The sequence below is a fragment of the Streptomyces sp. NPDC096048 genome, from assembly GCF_044763415.1.
GTDB lineage: Bacteria > Actinomycetota > Actinomycetes > Streptomycetales > Streptomycetaceae > Streptomyces.
This window is the reverse complement of sequence record NZ_JBIWGG010000006.1, coordinates 364,722-381,239: the sequence shown is the minus strand read 5'-3', so window position 1 is coordinate 381,239 and position 16,518 is coordinate 364,722. Positions and strand designations below refer to the sequence as shown.

The following is a 16,518-nucleotide window of genomic DNA, read 5'->3' as shown; positions in this document are numbered from 1 at the left end:
GAGGGGGACCCATGAGCGACGGTTACGCGGTCCGGGCCGAGGGCCTGGAGAAGCGGTACGGCGACAAACGCGCCCTCGACGGCTTCGATCTGGCCGTCCGCGAGGGCGCCGTGCACGGCCTGCTCGGGCCGAACGGCGCGGGCAAGACCACGGCGGTGCGCATCCTGTCCACGCTGGTCCGGCTGGACGGGGGGCGGGCCGAGGTGGCGGGCCTGGACGTCGCCCGGCAGGCGCGCGAGGTGCGGTCGCGGATCGGCCTCACCGGCCAGTACGCGGCCGTGGACGAGGTGCTCACCGGCCGGCAGAACCTGGAGATGTTCGGGCGCCTGTTCCACCTGGGCGGCAGGCGGGCCCGCGCGCGGGCCGTCCAGCTCCTGGAGCAGTTCGACCTGACCGACGCCGCGGACCGGGGCGTCGGCAAGTACAGCGGTGGCATGCGGCGCCGCCTCGACCTCGCCGCGTCGATGATCCTCGCCCCGTCCGTCCTGTTCCTGGACGAGCCGACGACGGGCCTCGACCCCCGCAGCCGCGGCGAGGTCTGGGACTCCGTCCGCGCGCTGGTGGCGGGCGGCACGACCGTACTGCTGACCACGCAGTACCTGGAGGAGGCCGACAAACTCGCCTCCCACATCACCGTCATCGACCAGGGCAGGTCCATCGCCGACGACAGCCCGGACGGGCTGAAGAACCTGGTCGGCGGCGACCGTATCGAGGTCGTGGTGGCGGACCGGTCGGAGATCCCGAGGGTGGTCAAGGTGGTCGCCCGGGTCTGCGACGGCGAACCCGAGGCCGACGAGGAGGGGCTGCGGGTGCACGCCCCGGTCACCGACCGGGTGCCGGCCCTGACCGAGGTGGCGCGCACCCTCCAGGACGAGGGTGTCCGGGTGGAGGACATCGGACTGCGCAGGCCGAGCCTCGACGACGTGTTCCTGCGCCTGACCGGCCACCGCACGAGCGCGGAGACGAAGGAGAAGGAGCGGGTGGCGGCATGAGCGCTCTCGACCTCGACCCGGACCTGACGGCGGCACACCTGACGACGGCACCGCAGAAGCACGGCCGCCTCTACTGGCTGATCGCCGACTGCGGCAACGTCGTCCGCCGCGGCCTGACCCACTACCAGCGTCAGCCCGTCAACATCGCCTGGCAGCTCGGCTTCCCGATCCTGTCCGTCCTCCTCTACGGCTATGTCTTCGGCAGCGCGATGAAGGTGCCGGGCGGTGGGGACTACAAGGACTTCCTGATGCCGGGCATGTTCGTGATGACCATGGCGTTCGGTTTCATCAACACCGCGACCGTCGTCGTCTACGACTCCACCAAGGGCGTCATCGACCGGTTCCGCTCCATGCCGATGGCCTCCTCCGCGGTGGTCGCGGGGCGCGGGGTGACCGATCTCGTGGTCGCCTGCGCCGAGTTGACGATCCTGATGCTGACGGCGCTGGCCATGGGCTGGCGCCCGGGCGGCGGCTGGGGCTTCCTGGCGGCCTTCGGCCTGCTGCTGTGGCTGCGGTTCGCGCTGATCTGGCTCGGCGTGTGGCTCGGGCTGCTGGTCCCCAACCCGGAAGCGGCGGGCGGCCTGTTCGCGGTGGCGTTCCCGCTGACGATGATCTCCAGCATCTTCGTCGCCCCGCAGCTGATGCCCGACTGGCTGGGCTGGGTGGCCGCCTGGAACCCCATCTCCTCCACGGCGGCGGCGGCTCGCGAACTGTTCGGCACGCCGGTCGGCGGCGGCGACTCGTGGGTCGAGCGGCACGCGCTGCTGATGGCGGGCGTGTGGCCGGCGATCCTGACGGCGATCTTCCTGCCGCTGGCGGTGCGGCGCTTCCAGCGGCTCAGCCGGTAGGGGCGGGCGGGCGACGAGGGGCGGGAGAGCGACGAGGGGCGCCCGGCGAGTGCCGGGCGCCCCTCAGCGTCGTACCGCGGGTCATCGTCGTACCGCGGGAGTGGTGATCAGAGCTTCTCGATAGTGGTGATCAGAGCTTCTCGATCACGTAGTCGACGCACTTGGTCAGCGCCTCGACGTCCGCCGGGTCGATCGCAGGGAACATCGCGACGCGCAGCTGGTTGCGGCCGAGCTTGCGGTACGGCTCGGTGTCGACGACGCCGTTGGCGCGCAGCACCTTGGCGACGGCGGCGGCGTCGATGTCGTCGGCGAAGTCGATCGTGCCGATGACCTGCGAGCGCTTGGCCGGGTCGGAGACGAACGGCGTGGCGTACTTGGCCTCCTCCGCCCAGGAGTACAGGCGGGACGAGGAGTCCTTGGTGCGGCCGGTGGTGAAGTCGAGGCCGCCCTGGCCGTTCATCCAGTCCAGCTGCTCGCCCAGGAGGAACAGGGTGGCCAGCGCCGGGGTGTTGTACGTCTGGTTCTTGCGCGAGTTGTCGATCGCCGTCGGCAGCGAGAAGAACTCCGGGACGTGCCGGCCGCTCGCGTGGATCCGCTCGGCGCGCTCGATCGCGGCCGGGGAGAACACGCCGATCCACAGGCCGCCGTCGGAGGCGAAGGACTTCTGCGGGGCGAAGTAGTAGACGTCGGTCTCGGCGATGTCGACGGGCAGGCCGCCGGCGCCGGACGTCGCGTCGACCAGCACGAGGGAGCCCTCGTCGGCGCCGGCGACCCGCTTGATGGGCATGGCGACGCCGGTCGAGGTCTCGTTGTGCGTGAACGCGTACACGTCCACGCCGGCCTCGGCGTGCGCCTCGGGGTGGGTGCCCGGGTCGGAGGAGACGACCGTCGGCTCGGCCAGCCACGGGGCGAGCTTCGCCGCCTTGGCGAACTTGGAGGAGAACTCGCCGAAGCTCAGGTGCTGCGACCGGTTCTCGATCAGGCCGTGGGTCGCGACGTCCCAGAACGCGGTGGAGCCGCCGTTGCCGAGGATCACCTCGTAACCGTCGGGGAGCCGGAACAGCTCGCGGATGCCCTCACGGACCTTGCCGACCAGGTTCTTGACCGGGGCCTGGCGGTGGGAGGTGCCGAGCAGGGACGTACCGGTGGCGGCCAGGGCGTCCAGCGCCTCCACCCGCACCTTGGAGGGGCCCGCGCCGAATCGACCGTCCGCGGGCTTGATGTCAGCAGGAATCTGGATCTCAGCCACGTGCCGGAGGGTATCCCGTCGGCCAAACCGGGCGAAGCCATGTCCGTCCGATGAGACGAGATCTCCGCCTTGCGGACCTGTAGCGAACCACAAGAGCCCATGCTGGACGACATGACCGATCTGGAGGCAGCACTGCGCACGGCCGTACGCGGCGAGGTCGGCTTCGACGTCACCTCCCGGGCCCTGACCACCATGGACGCGTCCAACTACCGTCGGGTGCCGCTCGGGGTGGTGGCACCGAGAGACGCCGACGACGTGGCCGCCGTACTGGAGGTGTGCCGGGCGCGCGGGGTGCCGGTCGTGGCGCGGGGCGGGGGCACGTCGATCGCGGGGCAGGCGACCGGCACGGGCGTCGTCCTGGACTTCACCCGGCACATGAACCGGCTGGTCTCGCTCGACGCGGAGACGCGCACGGCCGTCGTCCAGCCGGGCCTGGTCCTCGACCGCCTCCAGCGGGCCGCCGCCCCGCACGGCCTGCGCTTCGGTCCCGACCCGTCCACCCACAGCCGCTGCACGCTCGGCGGAATGATCGGCAACAACTCGTGCGGCTCCCACTCGGTGGCGTGGGGCACGACGGCGGACAGCGTGCGCGAACTGACGGTGCTCACCGCGCGGGGGAAGCGGCTGCGGCTCGGGCGGGAGTGGGCCGGGGCACCGGAGGGCCTGCGCGAACTGGTCGACGGCGACCTGGCACGCCTGCGCACCGGCTTCCCCGACCTCCCCCGCCGCATCTCCGGCTACGCGCTGGACGCGCTGCTGCCGGAGCGGGGCGCGGACGTGGCCCGCTCCTTCTGCGGTTCGGAGGGCACGCTGGGCGTGCTGACCGAGGCGGTGGTCCGGCTGGTCGAGGCACCGCGCGCGCGGGCGCTGGCGGTGCTCGGATACGCCGACGAGGCCGGGGCGGCGGAGGCGGCGGCCGGGTTGCTGCCGCTCGGGCCGCTGACGGTGGAGGGCATGGCGGCGGACCTGGTGCCGCCGACGTCCGCGGCCGGGCTGCCCCGGGGCGGGGCGTGGCTCTTCGTGGAGACCGGCGGCGCCACGGAGGCGGAGGCACGCGCGCGTGCGGAGGCGGTGGTCCGCGCGGCCGACGTCGTCGACGCGCTGGTGATGACCGATCCGGCCGGGCAGCGGACGCTGTGGCGGATCCGGGAGGACGCGAGCGGTACGGCGACGCGGATGCCGGACGGCTCGGAGGCGTGGCCCGGCTGGGAGGACTGCGCGGTGCCGCCGGTCCGGCTGGGCGCCTACCTGCGGGACTTCCGGGCCCTCCTGTCCGCCCACGACCTGCGCGGCACGCCGTACGGGCACTTCGGGGACGGCTGCATCCACGTACGCATCGACTTCGACCTGCTGACGGACGCCGGGGTGGCCCGCTTCCGCCGCTTCTCGGAGGAGCTGGCGGACCTGGTCGTGGCGCACGGGGGTTCGTTGTCCGGGGAGCACGGGGACGGGCAGGCGCGGGCGGAGCTGCTGCCGAGGATGTACGGCGAGGAGACGGTCGCCCTCTTCGAGCGCGCGAAGGCCGTCTGGGACCCGGACGACCTCCTCAACCCGGGCATGCTGGTCCGCCCGGCGCCCCTCGATTCGAACCTCCGCTTCTCCGTCCTGCCGCGCGAGCCGGTGGACGTGACGTTCGGCTACCCCTCCGACGGCGGTGACTTCTCGGCGGCGGTACGGCGCTGCGTCGGGGTCGCCAAGTGCCGTACGACGTCGGCGGCGGGCTCCTCGGTCATGTGCCCGTCGTTCCGGGCGACGGGAGACGAGGCGCACTCCACTCGCGGGCGCGCCCGGCTGCTGCACGAGATGCTCGCCGGTGAGCTGGTGACCGACGGGTGGCGCTCCACGGAGGTCCGGGACGCCCTCGACCTGTGCCTGTCCTGCAAGGGCTGCCGCTCCGACTGCCCGGTCGAGGTCGACATGGCCACGTACAAGGCGGAGTTCCTCCACCACCACTACGCCGGCCGCCGCCGCCCCGCCGCCCATTACGCGATGGGATGGCTGCCGGTGTGGCTGCGCTGGGCGGCGCGGACGCGGACGGCTCCGGTCGTCAACGCGCTGGCCTCCGTGCGCCCGTTGGCCGCGGTGGCGAAACGGCTGGGCGGCATCGCGGGGGAGCGGGAGGTGCCGCGGCTGGCGAGGGAGACGTTCAGCCGGTGGTGGCGCGGCCGGCGGCCTGCCGCCGAGGGCTCCGGCGAGCTGGTGGTCCTGTGGCCGGACACCTTCACCGAGCACCTGTCACCGGCCGTGGGCCGGGCGGCCGTACGGGTGCTGGAGGCGGCGGGGCTGCGGGTGGCGTTGCCGCCGACGCTGCGGGCGCGGGGCGGGCGCGTCGGAGACGGCACGACGAAGTCGCCGACCGCGCTGCTGACGGCCCGCCGGGGCCGGGTCTGCTGCGGACTGACGTACGTCTCCACGGGCCAACTGGACCGCGCCCGCGCGGTGATGCGCCGCACGCTGGACCTGATGGCCCCGGTGCTGGAGACCTCGGCGCCGGTCGTCGTCCTGGAACCGAGCTGCGCCGCCGCCCTGCGCACGGATCTGCCCGAGCTGCTGCACGACGACCCACGGGCGGCTCGGCTCGCCGCCCGCGTGCTGACCTTCGCGGAGGCCCTGGAGCGCCATGCCCCCGACTGGACGCCGCCCACCCTGGACCGCCCGGTCACCGGCCAGACCCACTGCCACCAGCACGCGGTGCTGGGCGACGCGGCCGACCGCCGCCTGCGCGAGGCGGCCGGCCTGACCGGCGAGCTGACCGGCGGCTGCTGCGGGCTCGCGGGCAACTTCGGTTTCGAGGACGGCCACTACGAGGTCTCGGCCGCCTGCGCGGAGGACCAGCTGCTCCCGGCGGTGCGCGAGGCACCGGACGGGGCGGTGGTCCTGGCGGACGGCTTCTCGTGCCGGACGCAGCTGGAGCAGTTGGCGGGGGTACGGGGGCGGCATCTGGCGGAGGTGCTGGCGGAGGCGTTGGAGGGAGAGTGACGGGCAGGTGGCGGCAGTCCCTCCCGGGTCCCTGATCAGCCTCGGCAGATGCAGAAGGGATGACCAACGGGGTCGGTGAGTACACGGGCTCTGGCAGCCTCATGAGGCTGGTGATCCGGCTTCCCCGCCCCCAGCTCAAGCAGCAGGGCCTCGGCCTCGTCCAGGTCCGCGACGTTGAAGCAGAGGTGCAGCTGCTGGGGAACGCTCTGGCCCGGCCAAACCGGAGCCCGGTAGTCGTCGACCCGCTGAAATCCGATGAAGAGGCCGTCCTCACGGTTGAGACCCGCGAAGTCGGCACCCGATTCGGGGTGGGGCTCGAGGCCGGTGGCCTGCCGATAGAACTCCGCCAGAGCCGGTGGGTCGGGGCAGTCGAGGGTTATCGCGGCCAACTTCATCTGCACTGGCATGGCATCTCCGGACCGATCGGCGAACCTTCGCGTGGCCACCCTAGAGGCAGCGGCCCGGCCCCGTTCCGCTCGCGGTCGCCCGAGGCAGGACGGCCCCGCGGGAGGAGTCGGGGCCGCCACGGGGCGTCTCCTTCTCAGTTCACCGAGTCGAAGGCTCGCAGCCGCCGGCCGCGGCTCTCGGCCACCCGTAGGACGTCGGTGAGGCACTCCGTCAGTCGCTCGGCGAGGTAGCGGAGTTCGCCGTCCGGAGCGTCCGGGAGGAGAGAGCGGGCGTGGGCCAGGAGTTCCAGGCCCATCCCGAGTTGGGTGCTCTCGGTGGTGTCGGCCAGCCGTGAGACGGGCCCACCGTCGCGGTCGGTGATCAGGTAACAGGGCTTGCCCTCGGGGCCGGACCAGGGGAGCAGACGCGGCTCGGGTGACTGGGTCATGCGGCCGCCTCCAGTTCGTACAGCGCGCCCGCGAGGAGGTATGGACGTACGGCCACGGTCTCGGTGCCGTCGAGGCTGGTGGGCAGGCCGTAGGGGCTGCGGTGGGAGGGGAGGGGGATGACGCTGGCTGTGGCTTGCTGGCGGGGGGCGGTGGGGACGGCGGGGCGAGCTCCGGTGCGGCGGTGGGTGCCCCGTGGGTTGAGCATGAGGCTCACCCATGTGGCTGGGCGGCCGATAAGGTTGGTCATGTCAACAGCTCCGATCAGGTTCGGCTGGTGACCACGCCCCCGGACGGCTCCACCCGTCGCGGGGGTCTTCAGTGGGAGTGGTCTCCACGGTCTACCGCAGTGTACTGCGGTCGCGCGGTCTACCGCAGGGTTTTAGCGTCCACCGCATGACTCCCGAGCTTGATCGCACCCGGCCCGTGTGGCGGCAGGTCGCCGCTGCCATTGAGGCGCGCATCGCGGACGGCACTTATCCCGTTGATGCCCGGGTTCCGTCGGTGGTCGAGTTGTCGGCCGAATTCGCCATTGCGGCGTCGACCGCTCAGAAGGCGCTGGCCCACCTGAAGAGGGAAGGCCTGATCCGTGCCGAAGTGGGCCTCGGCTCGTTCGTTGCCCGTCGGCCGCAAGCGACGGAAGACGGTGCCCCCGCCTCGGGTGCCTGATCGGAACCGCGCGTCCTCGCCGTCGCGTGATCGCTCCTATGCGGCCGTGCCGACCTCGTGGTGACCGCGCCGGGCGGCGACACGGTCGACGGCGTCGCGTGGCTGCTGCCCGGCACGGCGAAGGGGCCTGCCACCGAGGGTGTCACCCGGCTGTCCGGGGACGCCCTCGGCGACACCGAGGGGCTGGGCCTGCTGATGGGCGGCGGTGGGATCGCGCTCCAGGTACTCCGCGCCGCGTCGTGGGTGATCTAGGACACGATCTGACCTATACGGCCCCTAGCGTGGTCCTCGACCGACGGAGCAGTACACCGGAAGGCGGAGACCATGACCACTCTCGACGCGTCGACCACCCGCGATCTGTCCACCGGGGACGCGACCACCGGGGACCCGACCGAGGCCCCGGCCGTCGCCGGTGAGCGCGCCGACCTGCTGGAGATGCTGGCCCACCAACGGCGCTTCCTGCGGTTCACCACCCGTGACCTCACCGACGAGCAGGCCGGACTCCGGACCACCGCGAGCGAGCTCTGCCTGGGCGGCTTGATCAAGCACGTGTCCTCGGTCGAGCGGAGCTGGGCGAACTTCATCGTGGACGGCCCGTCGGCGATGGGCGACTTCACGACCATGACCGAGGCCGACTGGGCCCAGCGGGCCGACGAGTTCCGGATGCTGCCCGGTGAGACGCTGGCCGGGGTCCTGGCCGACTACGCCGAGGCGGCCCGCCGGACCGACGACCTGGTTGCCACGCTGCCCGACCTGGGGGCCGCGCAGCCGTTGCCGAAGGCCCCGTGGTTCGAGGCCGACAGGCAGTGGTCGGCCCGCCGGGTGCTGATGCACATCGTCGCCGAGACCGCTCAGCACGCCGGCCACGCCGACATCATCCGCGAGTCCCTGGACGGTGCCAAGAGCATGGGCTGACCGGCGGCGTCCGGTCGTACAGCTGTCGTACGGCTTCTGGAAGGCGCCCGGCCGGTCCGGCCGGGTCACTTCACGAAGGGTGTGTGTCCTGACCCCCCGCGTCGACCGGAGACCGGCGCTTTCGACACACCCGCGCGGGGCGGTTCAGGGAGCCGTCTCGCCCCGCACCAACGGACGGCACACCGGCTGGACGCCCTCGGGCAGCTCGTCCGGGCGGCACCAGCGGGCCTCCAGGATCTCGAAGGGGTCGATGCGCAGCTCGCCGCCCAGCAGGCGGGCCTCGTAGGCCACCTCCAGCCGGGTGCGGAAGCCGCTGTTCAGCATGACCAGGCGGCCCACCTCCACATCGAGGTTCGTCTCCTCCCGCACCTCGCGGACCACGGTCTCCCGGAAGTCCTCCCCCTTGCGCGCGAAACCGCTCGGCAGGCCCCACTGACGGCCCGGTGGCCACATCCGGTGCTTCAGCAGCAGGACCCGGCCCTCGTCGTCGCGCACGACGCCGGTCACGCCGACCACGAACTTGGTGTGCAGGATCCACATGACGCGGCTCTGAACAGGGCGCAGGAGCCGCCAGAGGCGGGCAAGAAGTCGTCGCACGGGACCTCGGGAGATGTGGTGGGGCGGGCACGGGATTCGGTCACGGGGTTCGCCTGGGACGGTACCCGTCGTGGCGGGCGGTCCGTATGACGGACGGAGTTGACCCGGGCGGGGCGAGGGACTCATCGTCAGGTGTGTAAACCTTGCACGGTCCTGTCCGGAGGTCATTACCCTGGACCGGTCGGCGCAGTGTGACGCGTGCTGCCCGGCAGGAGTTCCGTCCCGCGCCAACACCTCGCGCCAAGCCCCAGGAAGGCCCCGTGAACACCCCCAGCGCCGCCACCCCGTCCACCCCGGCCGCCGCCGCACCCGTGGCGGGTCCGGGGCCCGCGTCCGAGCCGGCGGGTGCGCCGCGCGGTAGGGGCTCCCTGGGGCCGGTCGGCCTGGTCCTCGCCGGTGGCCTCTCCGTGCAGTTCGGCGCCGCGCTGGCGGTGAGCCTCATGCCCCGGGCCGGCGCGCTCGGCGTGGTGACCCTGCGGCTGGCCGTGGCCGCCGTCGTACTGCTCCTCATCTGCCGGCCCCGGCTGCGCGGCCACTCCCGGGCCGACTGGGGCACGGTCGTCGTCTTCGGTATCGCCATGGCCGGTATGAACGGCCTCTTCTACCAGGCCGTCGACCGCATCCCCCTCGGCCCCGCCGTCACCCTGGAGGTGCTCGGCCCGCTCGCCCTCTCCGTCTTCGCCTCCCGCCGCGCGGTCAACCTCGTCTGGGCCGCGCTCGCCCTGGCCGGTGTCTTCCTCCTCGGTGGCGGCGGCTTCGGCAGCCTCGACCCGGCCGGCGTCGCCTTCGCACTGGGGGCGGGCGCGATGTGGGCGGCGTACATCGTCTTCAGCGCACGTACGGGGCGCCGCTTCCCGCAGGCCGACGGGCTGGCCCTCGCCATGGCGGTCGGGGCGGTGCTGTTCCTGCCGCTGGGCATCGCCGAGTCGGGCGGCAAGCTCCTCGACCCGATGACTCTGGCGCTGGGCGCCGGGGTCGCCCTGCTCTCCTCCGTCCTGCCCTACACCCTCGAACTCCTCGCCCTGCGCCGCCTGCCCGCGCCCACCTTCGCCATCCTCATGAGCCTGGAACCCGCCATCGCCGCGGCGGCCGGTTTCCTCGTCCTCGACCAGGCCCTGTCCGCCACCCAGTCCGCCGCCATCGCCCTGGTCATCGCGGCCAGCATGGGGGCGGTGCGCACGCAGGTGGGGCGGCGCCGGGCCAAGGTGCTCCCGGACGCGTCCCAGGCGCACTGATCACCGGCGCCCCGGCCGGACCGGCGTTCACCCCCACCGCATAGGCTGCGGACCTGGTCATCTCATCGGGATCATGGGGAGGGAACCGATGAACCACACGGCCGAGGTCTTCCAGCCTTTGCAGGACGACGATCCACGCGCGGTGGGCGGCTACCGGCTCGCCGCCCGGCTCGGTGCGGGCGGCATGGGCCGGGTCTACCTGTCGCACACCCAGGGCGGCCGCCCGGTGGCCATCAAGGTCGTACGGTCCGAACTGGCCGACGACCCGGCCTTCCGGCGGCGTTTCGGCCGCGAGATCAAGTCGGCCCGACAGGTGAAGGGCGCCTACACGGCCGAGCTGATCGACGCCGACGCGGACGGTACCCCACCCTGGCTGGCCACGCTGTACGTGCCGGGGCCCGCCCTGTCCGACGTCGTCGCCCGGAGCGGGCCGCTGCCGGCGCCGGCGGTGCTGTGGCTGATGGCGGGCGTCGCCGAGGCGCTGCAGGTGATCCACGGCGCGGGCATCGTGCACCGGGACCTCAAGCCGTCGAACGTGCTGCTCGCCTCCGACGGGCCCCGCGTCATCGACTTCGGCATCTCGGTCGCCGCCGACAGCACCGCGCACACCGCCACGGGCGCCGCCATCGGCACGCCCCAGTTCATGGCACCCGAGCAGGCGGCGGGGGGCGACGTCACGGCGGCGACCGACATCTTCTCGCTCGGCCAGACGGCCGCGTTCGCCGCACTGGGGGAACCGCTCTACGGGGACGGGCCCGCCGTCAGCGTCCTCTACCGCATCGTGCACTCCGAGCCCGACCTGTCCGGGCTGCCCGAACAGCTCCGCGCGCTGATCGCCCGGTGCATGGCCGCCGACCCCGGGGATCGGGCCACCGCGGCGGAGGTCCTCGAGTGGTGCCGACGGGAGCTGGGACGGGACGCCGAGGCCGGGGCGGGTCCGGCCGTCTGGCAGGAGGTCGCCGGGCCGGAGGTGACGGTGCCGCCGCCCGCGCCGGTCCCGCAACCGGCTCCCACCGCGGTGCACACGGGGCCGTGGACCGCCCCGCATCCGATGGCCGCCCCGCACTCGATGGCCGCCCCGCAGGGGCCCGCCACCGCGCAGTGGCCGGGCGCGGCACCGTGGCCGGGCGCCGCGCAGTGGCCCGCCGGTCCCTACGGCCCGACCGCGCCGCAGCGGCCGGCCGGGCCGGAGGAGCGCAAGCGCCGCAGGAGACGCGTCGCCCTCATCGCGGCCGCCGCCCTGGCCGCGGGAGGGATCGTGATCACGGCGGCGTGGACGGTCCTCGACGCGGCGTGGGACGCCGCCCGGGACCGCACCCGGGACACGGCGGCGTCCGCGTCCGGGACGCCCGGTGCGGGGAAGGGCGGGTCTTCGGCGCCCGGTGACACGGCCTCCGGGGATGCCGCGTCCGGCTCCGCGGCCACGGAGGGGGCGGGGTCGGCGGGTGCGTCGGAGGCCGACCCTTCGGCCACGTCGGGATCGGTGGCCGACGGTTCCGCCGCCGGGACGAAGACACCGCGGGCCCACTCCTACAACGCCATGTCGGTGGACGCCGACACCTCGATCAGCCTCGCCGACGGGGAACTGCGGGAGGACCGCAAAGGGGACATCCGCTTCGACTGCGAGGACGTCGGCTGTGCTCTGGAGAGCGACACCAGCGTCTTCACCATGATGTTCGGCGGACCGGGTGCCGGATACGAGGAGTGCGCCCTGATGACCGCCGGTCAGAAGAGCCGCCGCCTCCCGCTCGCCGCCGCGTCGGCCGGCATGGAGATCTGCGTCAGACACCGCAACGGGGACATCGCGCTGCTCGTCGTCCAGACGAAGTCGACCGCGTTGCCGGACCTCGCCTTCCTCCGTTCGGACGTCACGGTCTGGCACGCCGAGAAGGACTGAGGCATCCCCCTGCCGGCCCGCGCCGAGGGGACGTCTCCGAAAATCATGCAAGCATGCTTGATTGTTACTGCCGCCCCTGCCATGCTCCCCCCACACCGCCCCGCACACCGCCGTGCCCGAGGGGAGCGTCCCGTGTCCGACCCGACGTCCGTGATCGACGACCTGCGCGAGGAGAGCGAGGAACTCGACGCGCTGGTAGCCCGGTTGAGTCCAGAGCAGTGGACGCGCACCACCCCGGCTCCCGGCTGGACGATCGCCCACCAGATCGCGCACCTGGCCTGGACCGACCGCGCCGCCCTGACCGCCGTCACCGACGAGGACGGCTTCCGGGAACTGGTCGAGCAGGCCCTCGCCGCGCCCGACCGGTACGTCGACGACGGTGCCGAGGAAGGCGCCCGGCAGACACCCGCCGAGCTGCTGGCCGCCTGGCGGGAGGGCCGCGCCGCCCTCGACAAGGCGCTGCGCGAGTCCGTCCCGGGCGCCCGTTTCCCGTGGTACGGCCCGCCGATGGCCGCCGCCTCGATGGCCACCGCCCGCCTGATGGAGACCTGGGCCCACGGCCTCGACATCGCCGACACCCTCGGCGTGAGGCGCCCGCCCACCGACCGCCTCAGGCACATCGCCCGCATCGGCGTCCGCGCCCGGGACTTCGCCCACGCGGCCCACGGGCTCACCCCGCCCGCCGAGCAGTTCCGCGTCGAACTCACCGGGCCGGGCGGGGACGTGTGGGCGTACGGCCCCGAGGACGCCCGGCAACGCGTCACCGGCCCCGCCCTCGACTTCTGCCTCCTCGCCACCCAGCGCGCCCACCGCGCCGACCTCGCCCTCACCGCGGAGGGCCCGGACGCCGACCGCTGGCTGGACATCGCCCAGGCCTTCGCCGGACCGCCGGGAGCCGGACGCCCGCCGGGAGCCGGACACCCGCCGGTCACCGGACGCCCGCCGAAGGGGGACGCCCGGTGACCGTCCTCCGCATAGGCAACGCCTCCGGCTTCTACGGCGACCGCTTCGACGCCATGCGCGAGATGCTCACCGGCGGCCCGCTGGACGTCCTCACCGGCGACTACCTCGCCGAGCTGACCATGCTCATCCTGGGCCGCGACCGGCGGAAGGACCCGGACGCCGGGTACGCCCGCACCTTCCCGCGGCAGCTGGAGGAGTGCCTCGGCCTCGCCCACGAGCGGGGTGTCAAGATCGTCGCCAACGCGGGCGGGCTCAACCCCGCCGGACTCGCCGACGCCGTACGCGCCCTCGCCGCACGGCTCGGCATCCCCGTACGGGTCGCGCACGTCGAGGGCGACGACCTCACCGCCGCCCACCCGGGAGCGCTGGCCGCGCACGCCTACCTCGGCGGCTTCGGCATCGCCGAGTGCCTGCGCGCGGGCGCCGACGTGGTCGTCACCGGCCGGGTCACCGACGCCGCCCTGGTCACCGGGCCCGCGGTCGCGCACTTCGGCTGGGCGCCGACGGAGTACGACCGGCTCGCGGGCGCCGTCGTCGCCGGACATGTGCTGGAGTGCGGGGCGCAGGCGACCGGCGGCAACTACGCGTTCTTCCACGACGGTGACGTCCGGCGCCCCGGCTTCCCGCTCGCCGAACTGCACGCCGACGGCAGCTGCGTCATCACCAAGCACGACGGCACCGGAGGCTTCGTCGACGTCGGCACGGTGACGGCCCAGCTGCTGTACGAGACGGGCGGCGCCCGGTACGCGGGGCCCGATGTCACCGCCCGGCTGGACACCGTACGGCTCACCCGGGACGGGCCCGACCGGGTACGGATCGAGGGCGTGCGCGGTGAGGCCCCGCCGCCCGCCCTCAAGGTCGGCCGCAACCGTCTCGGCGGCTTCCGCAACGAGGTCGCCTTCGTGCTCACCGGCCTCGGTGTCGAGGACAAGGCAGCCCTGGTGCGGGCCCAGCTGGAGCCCGCCCTCGGCAAGGTCGCCGACGTCCGCTGGGACCTCGTCCGCACCGACCGGCCCGACGCCCCGACCGAGGAGACGGCCAGTGCCCTGCTGCGGCTCGTCGTCCGGGACGCCGACCAGCAGGTCGTCGGACGGGCGTTGAGCGGGGCCGCCATCGAGCTGGCCCTCGCCAGCTACCCCGGCTTCCATGTGCTGGCGCCACCCGGAAAGGGCGCGCCCTATGGGGTCTTCGAGGATGTGTACGTCCCCCATGACGCCGTCGACCATGTGGCCGTCCTCCACGACGGGCAACGGATTCCCGTACCCGGCGCCCAGGACACCGCCGTACTGGCGGAAGTACCGGAACCACCGCTGCCGAAGCCGCTCCCGCCGGGGCCCGCGCGCCGCGCCCCCCTCGGACTCGTCGTCGGCGCCCGCAGCGGCGACAAGGGCGGGAACGCCAACGTCGGCGTGTGGGCGCGGACGGACGACGCCTGGCGGTGGCTCGCCCACGAACTGACCGCCGACCGCTTCCGCGAGCTGATCCCCGAGGCCCGCGACCTGCCCGTCACCCGGCACACACTCCCCAACCTGCGCGCCCTCAACTTCGTCGTGGAGGGACTCCTCGGCGAGGGCGTCGCGGCCCAGGCCCGTTTCGACCCGCAGGCCAAAGCGCTCGGCGAGTGGCTGCGCGCCCGCCACCTGGACATCCCGGAGGCGCTGCTGTGACCGTTCCGCCGTACATCCCGGGGGAGCTTGCCGCGACCGTCCCGCCGTACACCCCGGGGAGCCCGCTGTGACCGTCCTGACCTCCGCCCTCGACCCCGCCGCCCCCGACCACCGGGCCAACCGCGAGGCCATGCTCGCCAGACTCGCCGACCTCGACACCGAGCACGCCAAGGCGCTGGCCGGCGGCGGTGAGAAGTACGTCACCCGGCACCGGAAGCGCGGCAAGCTCCTCGCCCGCGAGCGCATCGAGCTGCTCCTCGACCCCGACACGCCCTTCCTGGAGCTGTCGCCGCTGGCGGCCTGGGGCAGCGAGTACACCGTGGGCGCCTCCCTGGTCACCGGCATCGGCACGGTCGAGGGCGTCGAGTGCCTGATCACCGCCAACGACCCGACCGTGCGCGGCGGCGCCAGCAACCCCTGGTCGCTGAAGAAGGCCCTGCGCGCCCACGACATCGCGCTCGCCAACCGGCTGCCCTGCATCAGCCTGGTCGAGTCCGGCGGCGCCGACCTGCCCTCGCAGAAGGAGATCTTCATCCCCGGCGGCGGGATCTTCCGGGACATCACCCGGCTGTCGGCGGCCGGCATCCCCACCCTCGCCGTCGTGTTCGGCAACTCGACCGCCGGGGGCGCGTACATCCCCGGCATGTCCGACCACGTGATCATGGTCAAGGAGCGCGCGAAGGTGTTCCTCGGCGGGCCGCCGCTGGTCAAGATGGCCACCGGCGAGGAGAGCGACGACGAGTCGCTGGGCGGCGCCGAGATGCACGCGCGCACCTCGGGCCTCGCCGACTACTTCGCCCTGGACGAACCGGACGCCCTCCGCCAGGCCCGCCGCGTCGTCGCCCGCCTCAACCACCGCAAGGCACACCCCGATCCGGGCCCGGCCGAGCCGCCGAAGTACGACCCGGAGGAACTCCTCGGCATCGTCCCCGGCGACCTCAAGACCCCCTTCGACCCGCGCGAGGTCATAGCCCGGATCGTCGACGCCTCCGACTTCGACGAGTTCAAGCCGCTGTACGGGACGAGCCTGACGACCGGCTGGGCGGCCCTGCACGGCTACCCGGTGGGCATCCTGGCCAACGCCCAAGGGGTGCTGTTCAGCGAGGAGTCGCAGAAAGCGGCCCAGTTCATCCAGCTCGCCAACCAGCGTGACATCCCGCTCCTCTTCCTGCACAACACCACCGGCTACATGGTCGGCAAGGAGTACGAGCAGGGCGGCATCATCAAGCACGGCGCGATGATGATCAACGCGGTCAGCAACAGCCGCGTGCCCCACCTCTCCGTCCTCCTCGGCGCCTCCTACGGCGCCGGCCACTACGGCATGTGCGGCCGCGCCTACGACCCCCGCTTCCTCTTCGCCTGGCCCAGCGCCAAGTCCGCCGTCATGGGCCCGCAGCAACTCGCCGGCGTGCTCTCCATCGTCGCCCGCCAGTCCGCCACCGCCAAGGGACAGCCGTACGACGACGAGGGCGACGCGGCGCTGCGCGCCATGGTGGAGCAGCAGATCGAGTCCGAGTCGCTGCCCATGTTCCTGTCCGGGCGGCTCTACGACGACGGCGTCGTCGACCCGCGCGACACCCGCACCGTGCTCGGCCTGTGCCTGTCCGCCATCCACACCGCGCCCTACGAGGGTGCGCGCGGCGGCTTCGGCGTCTTCCGGATGTAAGGGGATCA

At 73.3% G+C, this 16,518-nt stretch carries 16 protein-coding genes; 11 read left to right on the top strand and 5 right to left on the bottom strand.

Going from position 1 to position 16,518, the window contains the following annotated elements; all coding sequences use genetic code 11:
* Window positions 1–11: 11 nt before the first annotated feature.
* Together ACIQ6R_RS18950 and ACIQ6R_RS18945 are read left to right on the top strand one after the other, a co-directional pair.
* Entirely contained in the window at window positions 12–992 is a 981-nt protein-coding gene (locus tag ACIQ6R_RS18950) for an ATP-binding cassette domain-containing protein (RefSeq protein WP_404222533.1), read from the top strand.
* Window positions 989–1,840 (top strand): ABC transporter permease, encoded by an 852-nt coding sequence (locus tag ACIQ6R_RS18945; protein ID WP_404222532.1) that lies wholly within the window; start codon window positions 989–991, stop codon window positions 1,838–1,840. Before ACIQ6R_RS18950 ends, ACIQ6R_RS18945 begins: the two co-directional genes overlap by 4 nt.
* A 130-nt stretch (window positions 1,841–1,970) precedes the next feature.
* On the opposite strand, the gene serC is transcribed toward ACIQ6R_RS18945, so the two are convergent.
* On the bottom strand, window positions 1,971–3,089 hold the full coding sequence (serC, locus tag ACIQ6R_RS18940; protein ID WP_404222531.1) for a phosphoserine transaminase: 1,119 nt from the start codon (window positions 3,087–3,089) through the stop codon (window positions 1,971–1,973).
* A 111-nt stretch (window positions 3,090–3,200) separates the two neighbouring features.
* Between serC and ACIQ6R_RS18935 the strand changes: the two genes are divergently transcribed.
* Window positions 3,201–6,068: an FAD-linked oxidase C-terminal domain-containing protein gene (locus ACIQ6R_RS18935; RefSeq protein WP_404222530.1), complete on the top strand. Its 2,868-nt coding sequence runs from the start codon at window positions 3,201–3,203 to the stop codon at window positions 6,066–6,068.
* Between the two features lie 35 nt (window positions 6,069–6,103).
* On the opposite strand, the gene ACIQ6R_RS18930 is transcribed toward ACIQ6R_RS18935, so the two are convergent.
* The 3 genes from ACIQ6R_RS18930 to ACIQ6R_RS18920 all read right to left on the bottom strand — a co-directional run bounded on the left by ACIQ6R_RS18930 (window position 6,104) and on the right by ACIQ6R_RS18920 (window position 7,109).
* The gene (locus tag ACIQ6R_RS18930; protein ID WP_404222529.1) at window positions 6,104–6,475 is read right to left on the bottom strand and encodes a VOC family protein; all 372 of its coding nucleotides are present in this window, start codon (window positions 6,473–6,475) and stop codon (window positions 6,104–6,106) included.
* A 134-nt stretch (window positions 6,476–6,609) separates the two neighbouring features.
* Entirely contained in the window at window positions 6,610–6,903 is a 294-nt protein-coding gene (locus ACIQ6R_RS18925) for a hypothetical protein (protein ID WP_404222528.1), read from the bottom strand.
* Window positions 6,900–7,109, bottom strand: coding sequence for a hypothetical protein (locus ACIQ6R_RS18920; protein ID WP_404222527.1), 210 nt, complete (start codon window positions 7,107–7,109; stop codon window positions 6,900–6,902). Before ACIQ6R_RS18920 ends, ACIQ6R_RS18925 begins: the two co-directional genes overlap by 4 nt.
* Window positions 7,110–7,297: 188 nt before the next feature.
* Between ACIQ6R_RS18920 and ACIQ6R_RS18915 the strand changes: the two genes are divergently transcribed.
* The 3 genes from ACIQ6R_RS18915 (at window position 7,298) to ACIQ6R_RS18905 (ending at window position 8,485) form a co-directional block, all read left to right on the top strand.
* Window positions 7,298–7,570 (top strand): GntR family transcriptional regulator, encoded by a 273-nt coding sequence (locus ACIQ6R_RS18915; protein ID WP_403556142.1) that lies wholly within the window; start codon window positions 7,298–7,300, stop codon window positions 7,568–7,570.
* 60 nt (window positions 7,571–7,630) lie between these two features.
* Window positions 7,631–7,822, top strand: coding sequence for a hypothetical protein (locus ACIQ6R_RS18910; RefSeq protein ID WP_404222526.1), 192 nt, complete (start codon window positions 7,631–7,633; stop codon window positions 7,820–7,822).
* Window positions 7,823–7,894: 72 nt separating this feature from the next.
* Complete coding sequence (locus ACIQ6R_RS18905) at window positions 7,895–8,485, top strand: DinB family protein (RefSeq protein ID WP_404222525.1); 591 nt, start codon at window positions 7,895–7,897, stop codon at window positions 8,483–8,485.
* 144 nt (window positions 8,486–8,629) lie between these two features.
* On the opposite strand, the gene ACIQ6R_RS18900 is transcribed toward ACIQ6R_RS18905, so the two are convergent.
* Window positions 8,630–9,082 (bottom strand): NUDIX hydrolase, encoded by a 453-nt coding sequence (locus tag ACIQ6R_RS18900; protein ID WP_404222523.1) that lies wholly within the window; start codon window positions 9,080–9,082, stop codon window positions 8,630–8,632.
* A 260-nt stretch (window positions 9,083–9,342) separates the two neighbouring features.
* On the opposite strand from ACIQ6R_RS18900, the gene ACIQ6R_RS18895 reads away from it, so the two are divergent.
* The 5 genes from ACIQ6R_RS18895 to ACIQ6R_RS18875 all read left to right on the top strand — a co-directional run bounded on the left by ACIQ6R_RS18895 (window position 9,343) and on the right by ACIQ6R_RS18875 (window position 16,510).
* Window positions 9,343–10,317, top strand: a complete 975-nt coding sequence (locus tag ACIQ6R_RS18895; protein WP_404222521.1) for an EamA family transporter — start codon at window positions 9,343–9,345, stop codon at window positions 10,315–10,317.
* Between the two features lie 88 nt (window positions 10,318–10,405).
* Window positions 10,406–12,214 carry a protein kinase gene (locus tag ACIQ6R_RS18890; protein ID WP_404222520.1) on the top strand — a complete coding sequence of 603 codons (1,809 nt, stop codon included), beginning with the start codon at window positions 10,406–10,408 and terminating at the stop codon, window positions 12,212–12,214.
* 132 nt (window positions 12,215–12,346) lie between these two features.
* Complete coding sequence (locus ACIQ6R_RS18885; protein WP_404222519.1) at window positions 12,347–13,177, top strand: TIGR03084 family metal-binding protein; 831 nt, start codon at window positions 12,347–12,349, stop codon at window positions 13,175–13,177.
* A complete protein-coding gene (locus ACIQ6R_RS18880) occupies window positions 13,174–14,844 on the top strand; it encodes an acyclic terpene utilization AtuA family protein (protein ID WP_404222518.1) in 1,671 nt (556 codons plus the stop codon). Before ACIQ6R_RS18885 ends, ACIQ6R_RS18880 begins: the two co-directional genes overlap by 4 nt.
* Before the next feature lie 67 nt (window positions 14,845–14,911).
* A complete protein-coding gene (locus ACIQ6R_RS18875) occupies window positions 14,912–16,510 on the top strand; it encodes an acyl-CoA carboxylase subunit beta (protein ID WP_404222516.1) in 1,599 nt (532 codons plus the stop codon).
* The last annotated feature ends 8 nt before the right edge of the window (window positions 16,511–16,518 follow it).

Bases quoted from the DNA above. Each gene is read 5' to 3' on its own strand.
- ACIQ6R_RS18905 (WP_404222525.1), top strand. From the start codon at position 7,895: ATGACCACTCTCGACGCGTCGACCACCCGCGATCTGTCCACCGGGGAC.
- ACIQ6R_RS18920 (WP_404222527.1), bottom strand. From the start codon at position 7,109: ATGCTCAACCCACGGGGCACCCACCGCCGCACCGGAGCTCGCCCCGCC.
- ACIQ6R_RS18890 (WP_404222520.1), top strand. From the start codon at position 10,406: ATGAACCACACGGCCGAGGTCTTCCAGCCTTTGCAGGACGACGATCCA.
- ACIQ6R_RS18925 (WP_404222528.1), bottom strand. From the start codon at position 6,903: ATGACCCAGTCACCCGAGCCGCGTCTGCTCCCCTGGTCCGGCCCCGAG.
- ACIQ6R_RS18945 (WP_404222532.1), top strand. From the start codon at position 989: ATGAGCGCTCTCGACCTCGACCCGGACCTGACGGCGGCACACCTGACG.
- ACIQ6R_RS18930 (WP_404222529.1), bottom strand. From the start codon at position 6,475: ATGCCAGTGCAGATGAAGTTGGCCGCGATAACCCTCGACTGCCCCGAC.
- ACIQ6R_RS18950 (WP_404222533.1), top strand. From the start codon at position 12: ATGAGCGACGGTTACGCGGTCCGGGCCGAGGGCCTGGAGAAGCGGTAC.
- ACIQ6R_RS18915 (WP_403556142.1), top strand. From the start codon at position 7,298: ATGACTCCCGAGCTTGATCGCACCCGGCCCGTGTGGCGGCAGGTCGCC.
- ACIQ6R_RS18935 (WP_404222530.1), top strand. From the start codon at position 3,201: ATGACCGATCTGGAGGCAGCACTGCGCACGGCCGTACGCGGCGAGGTC.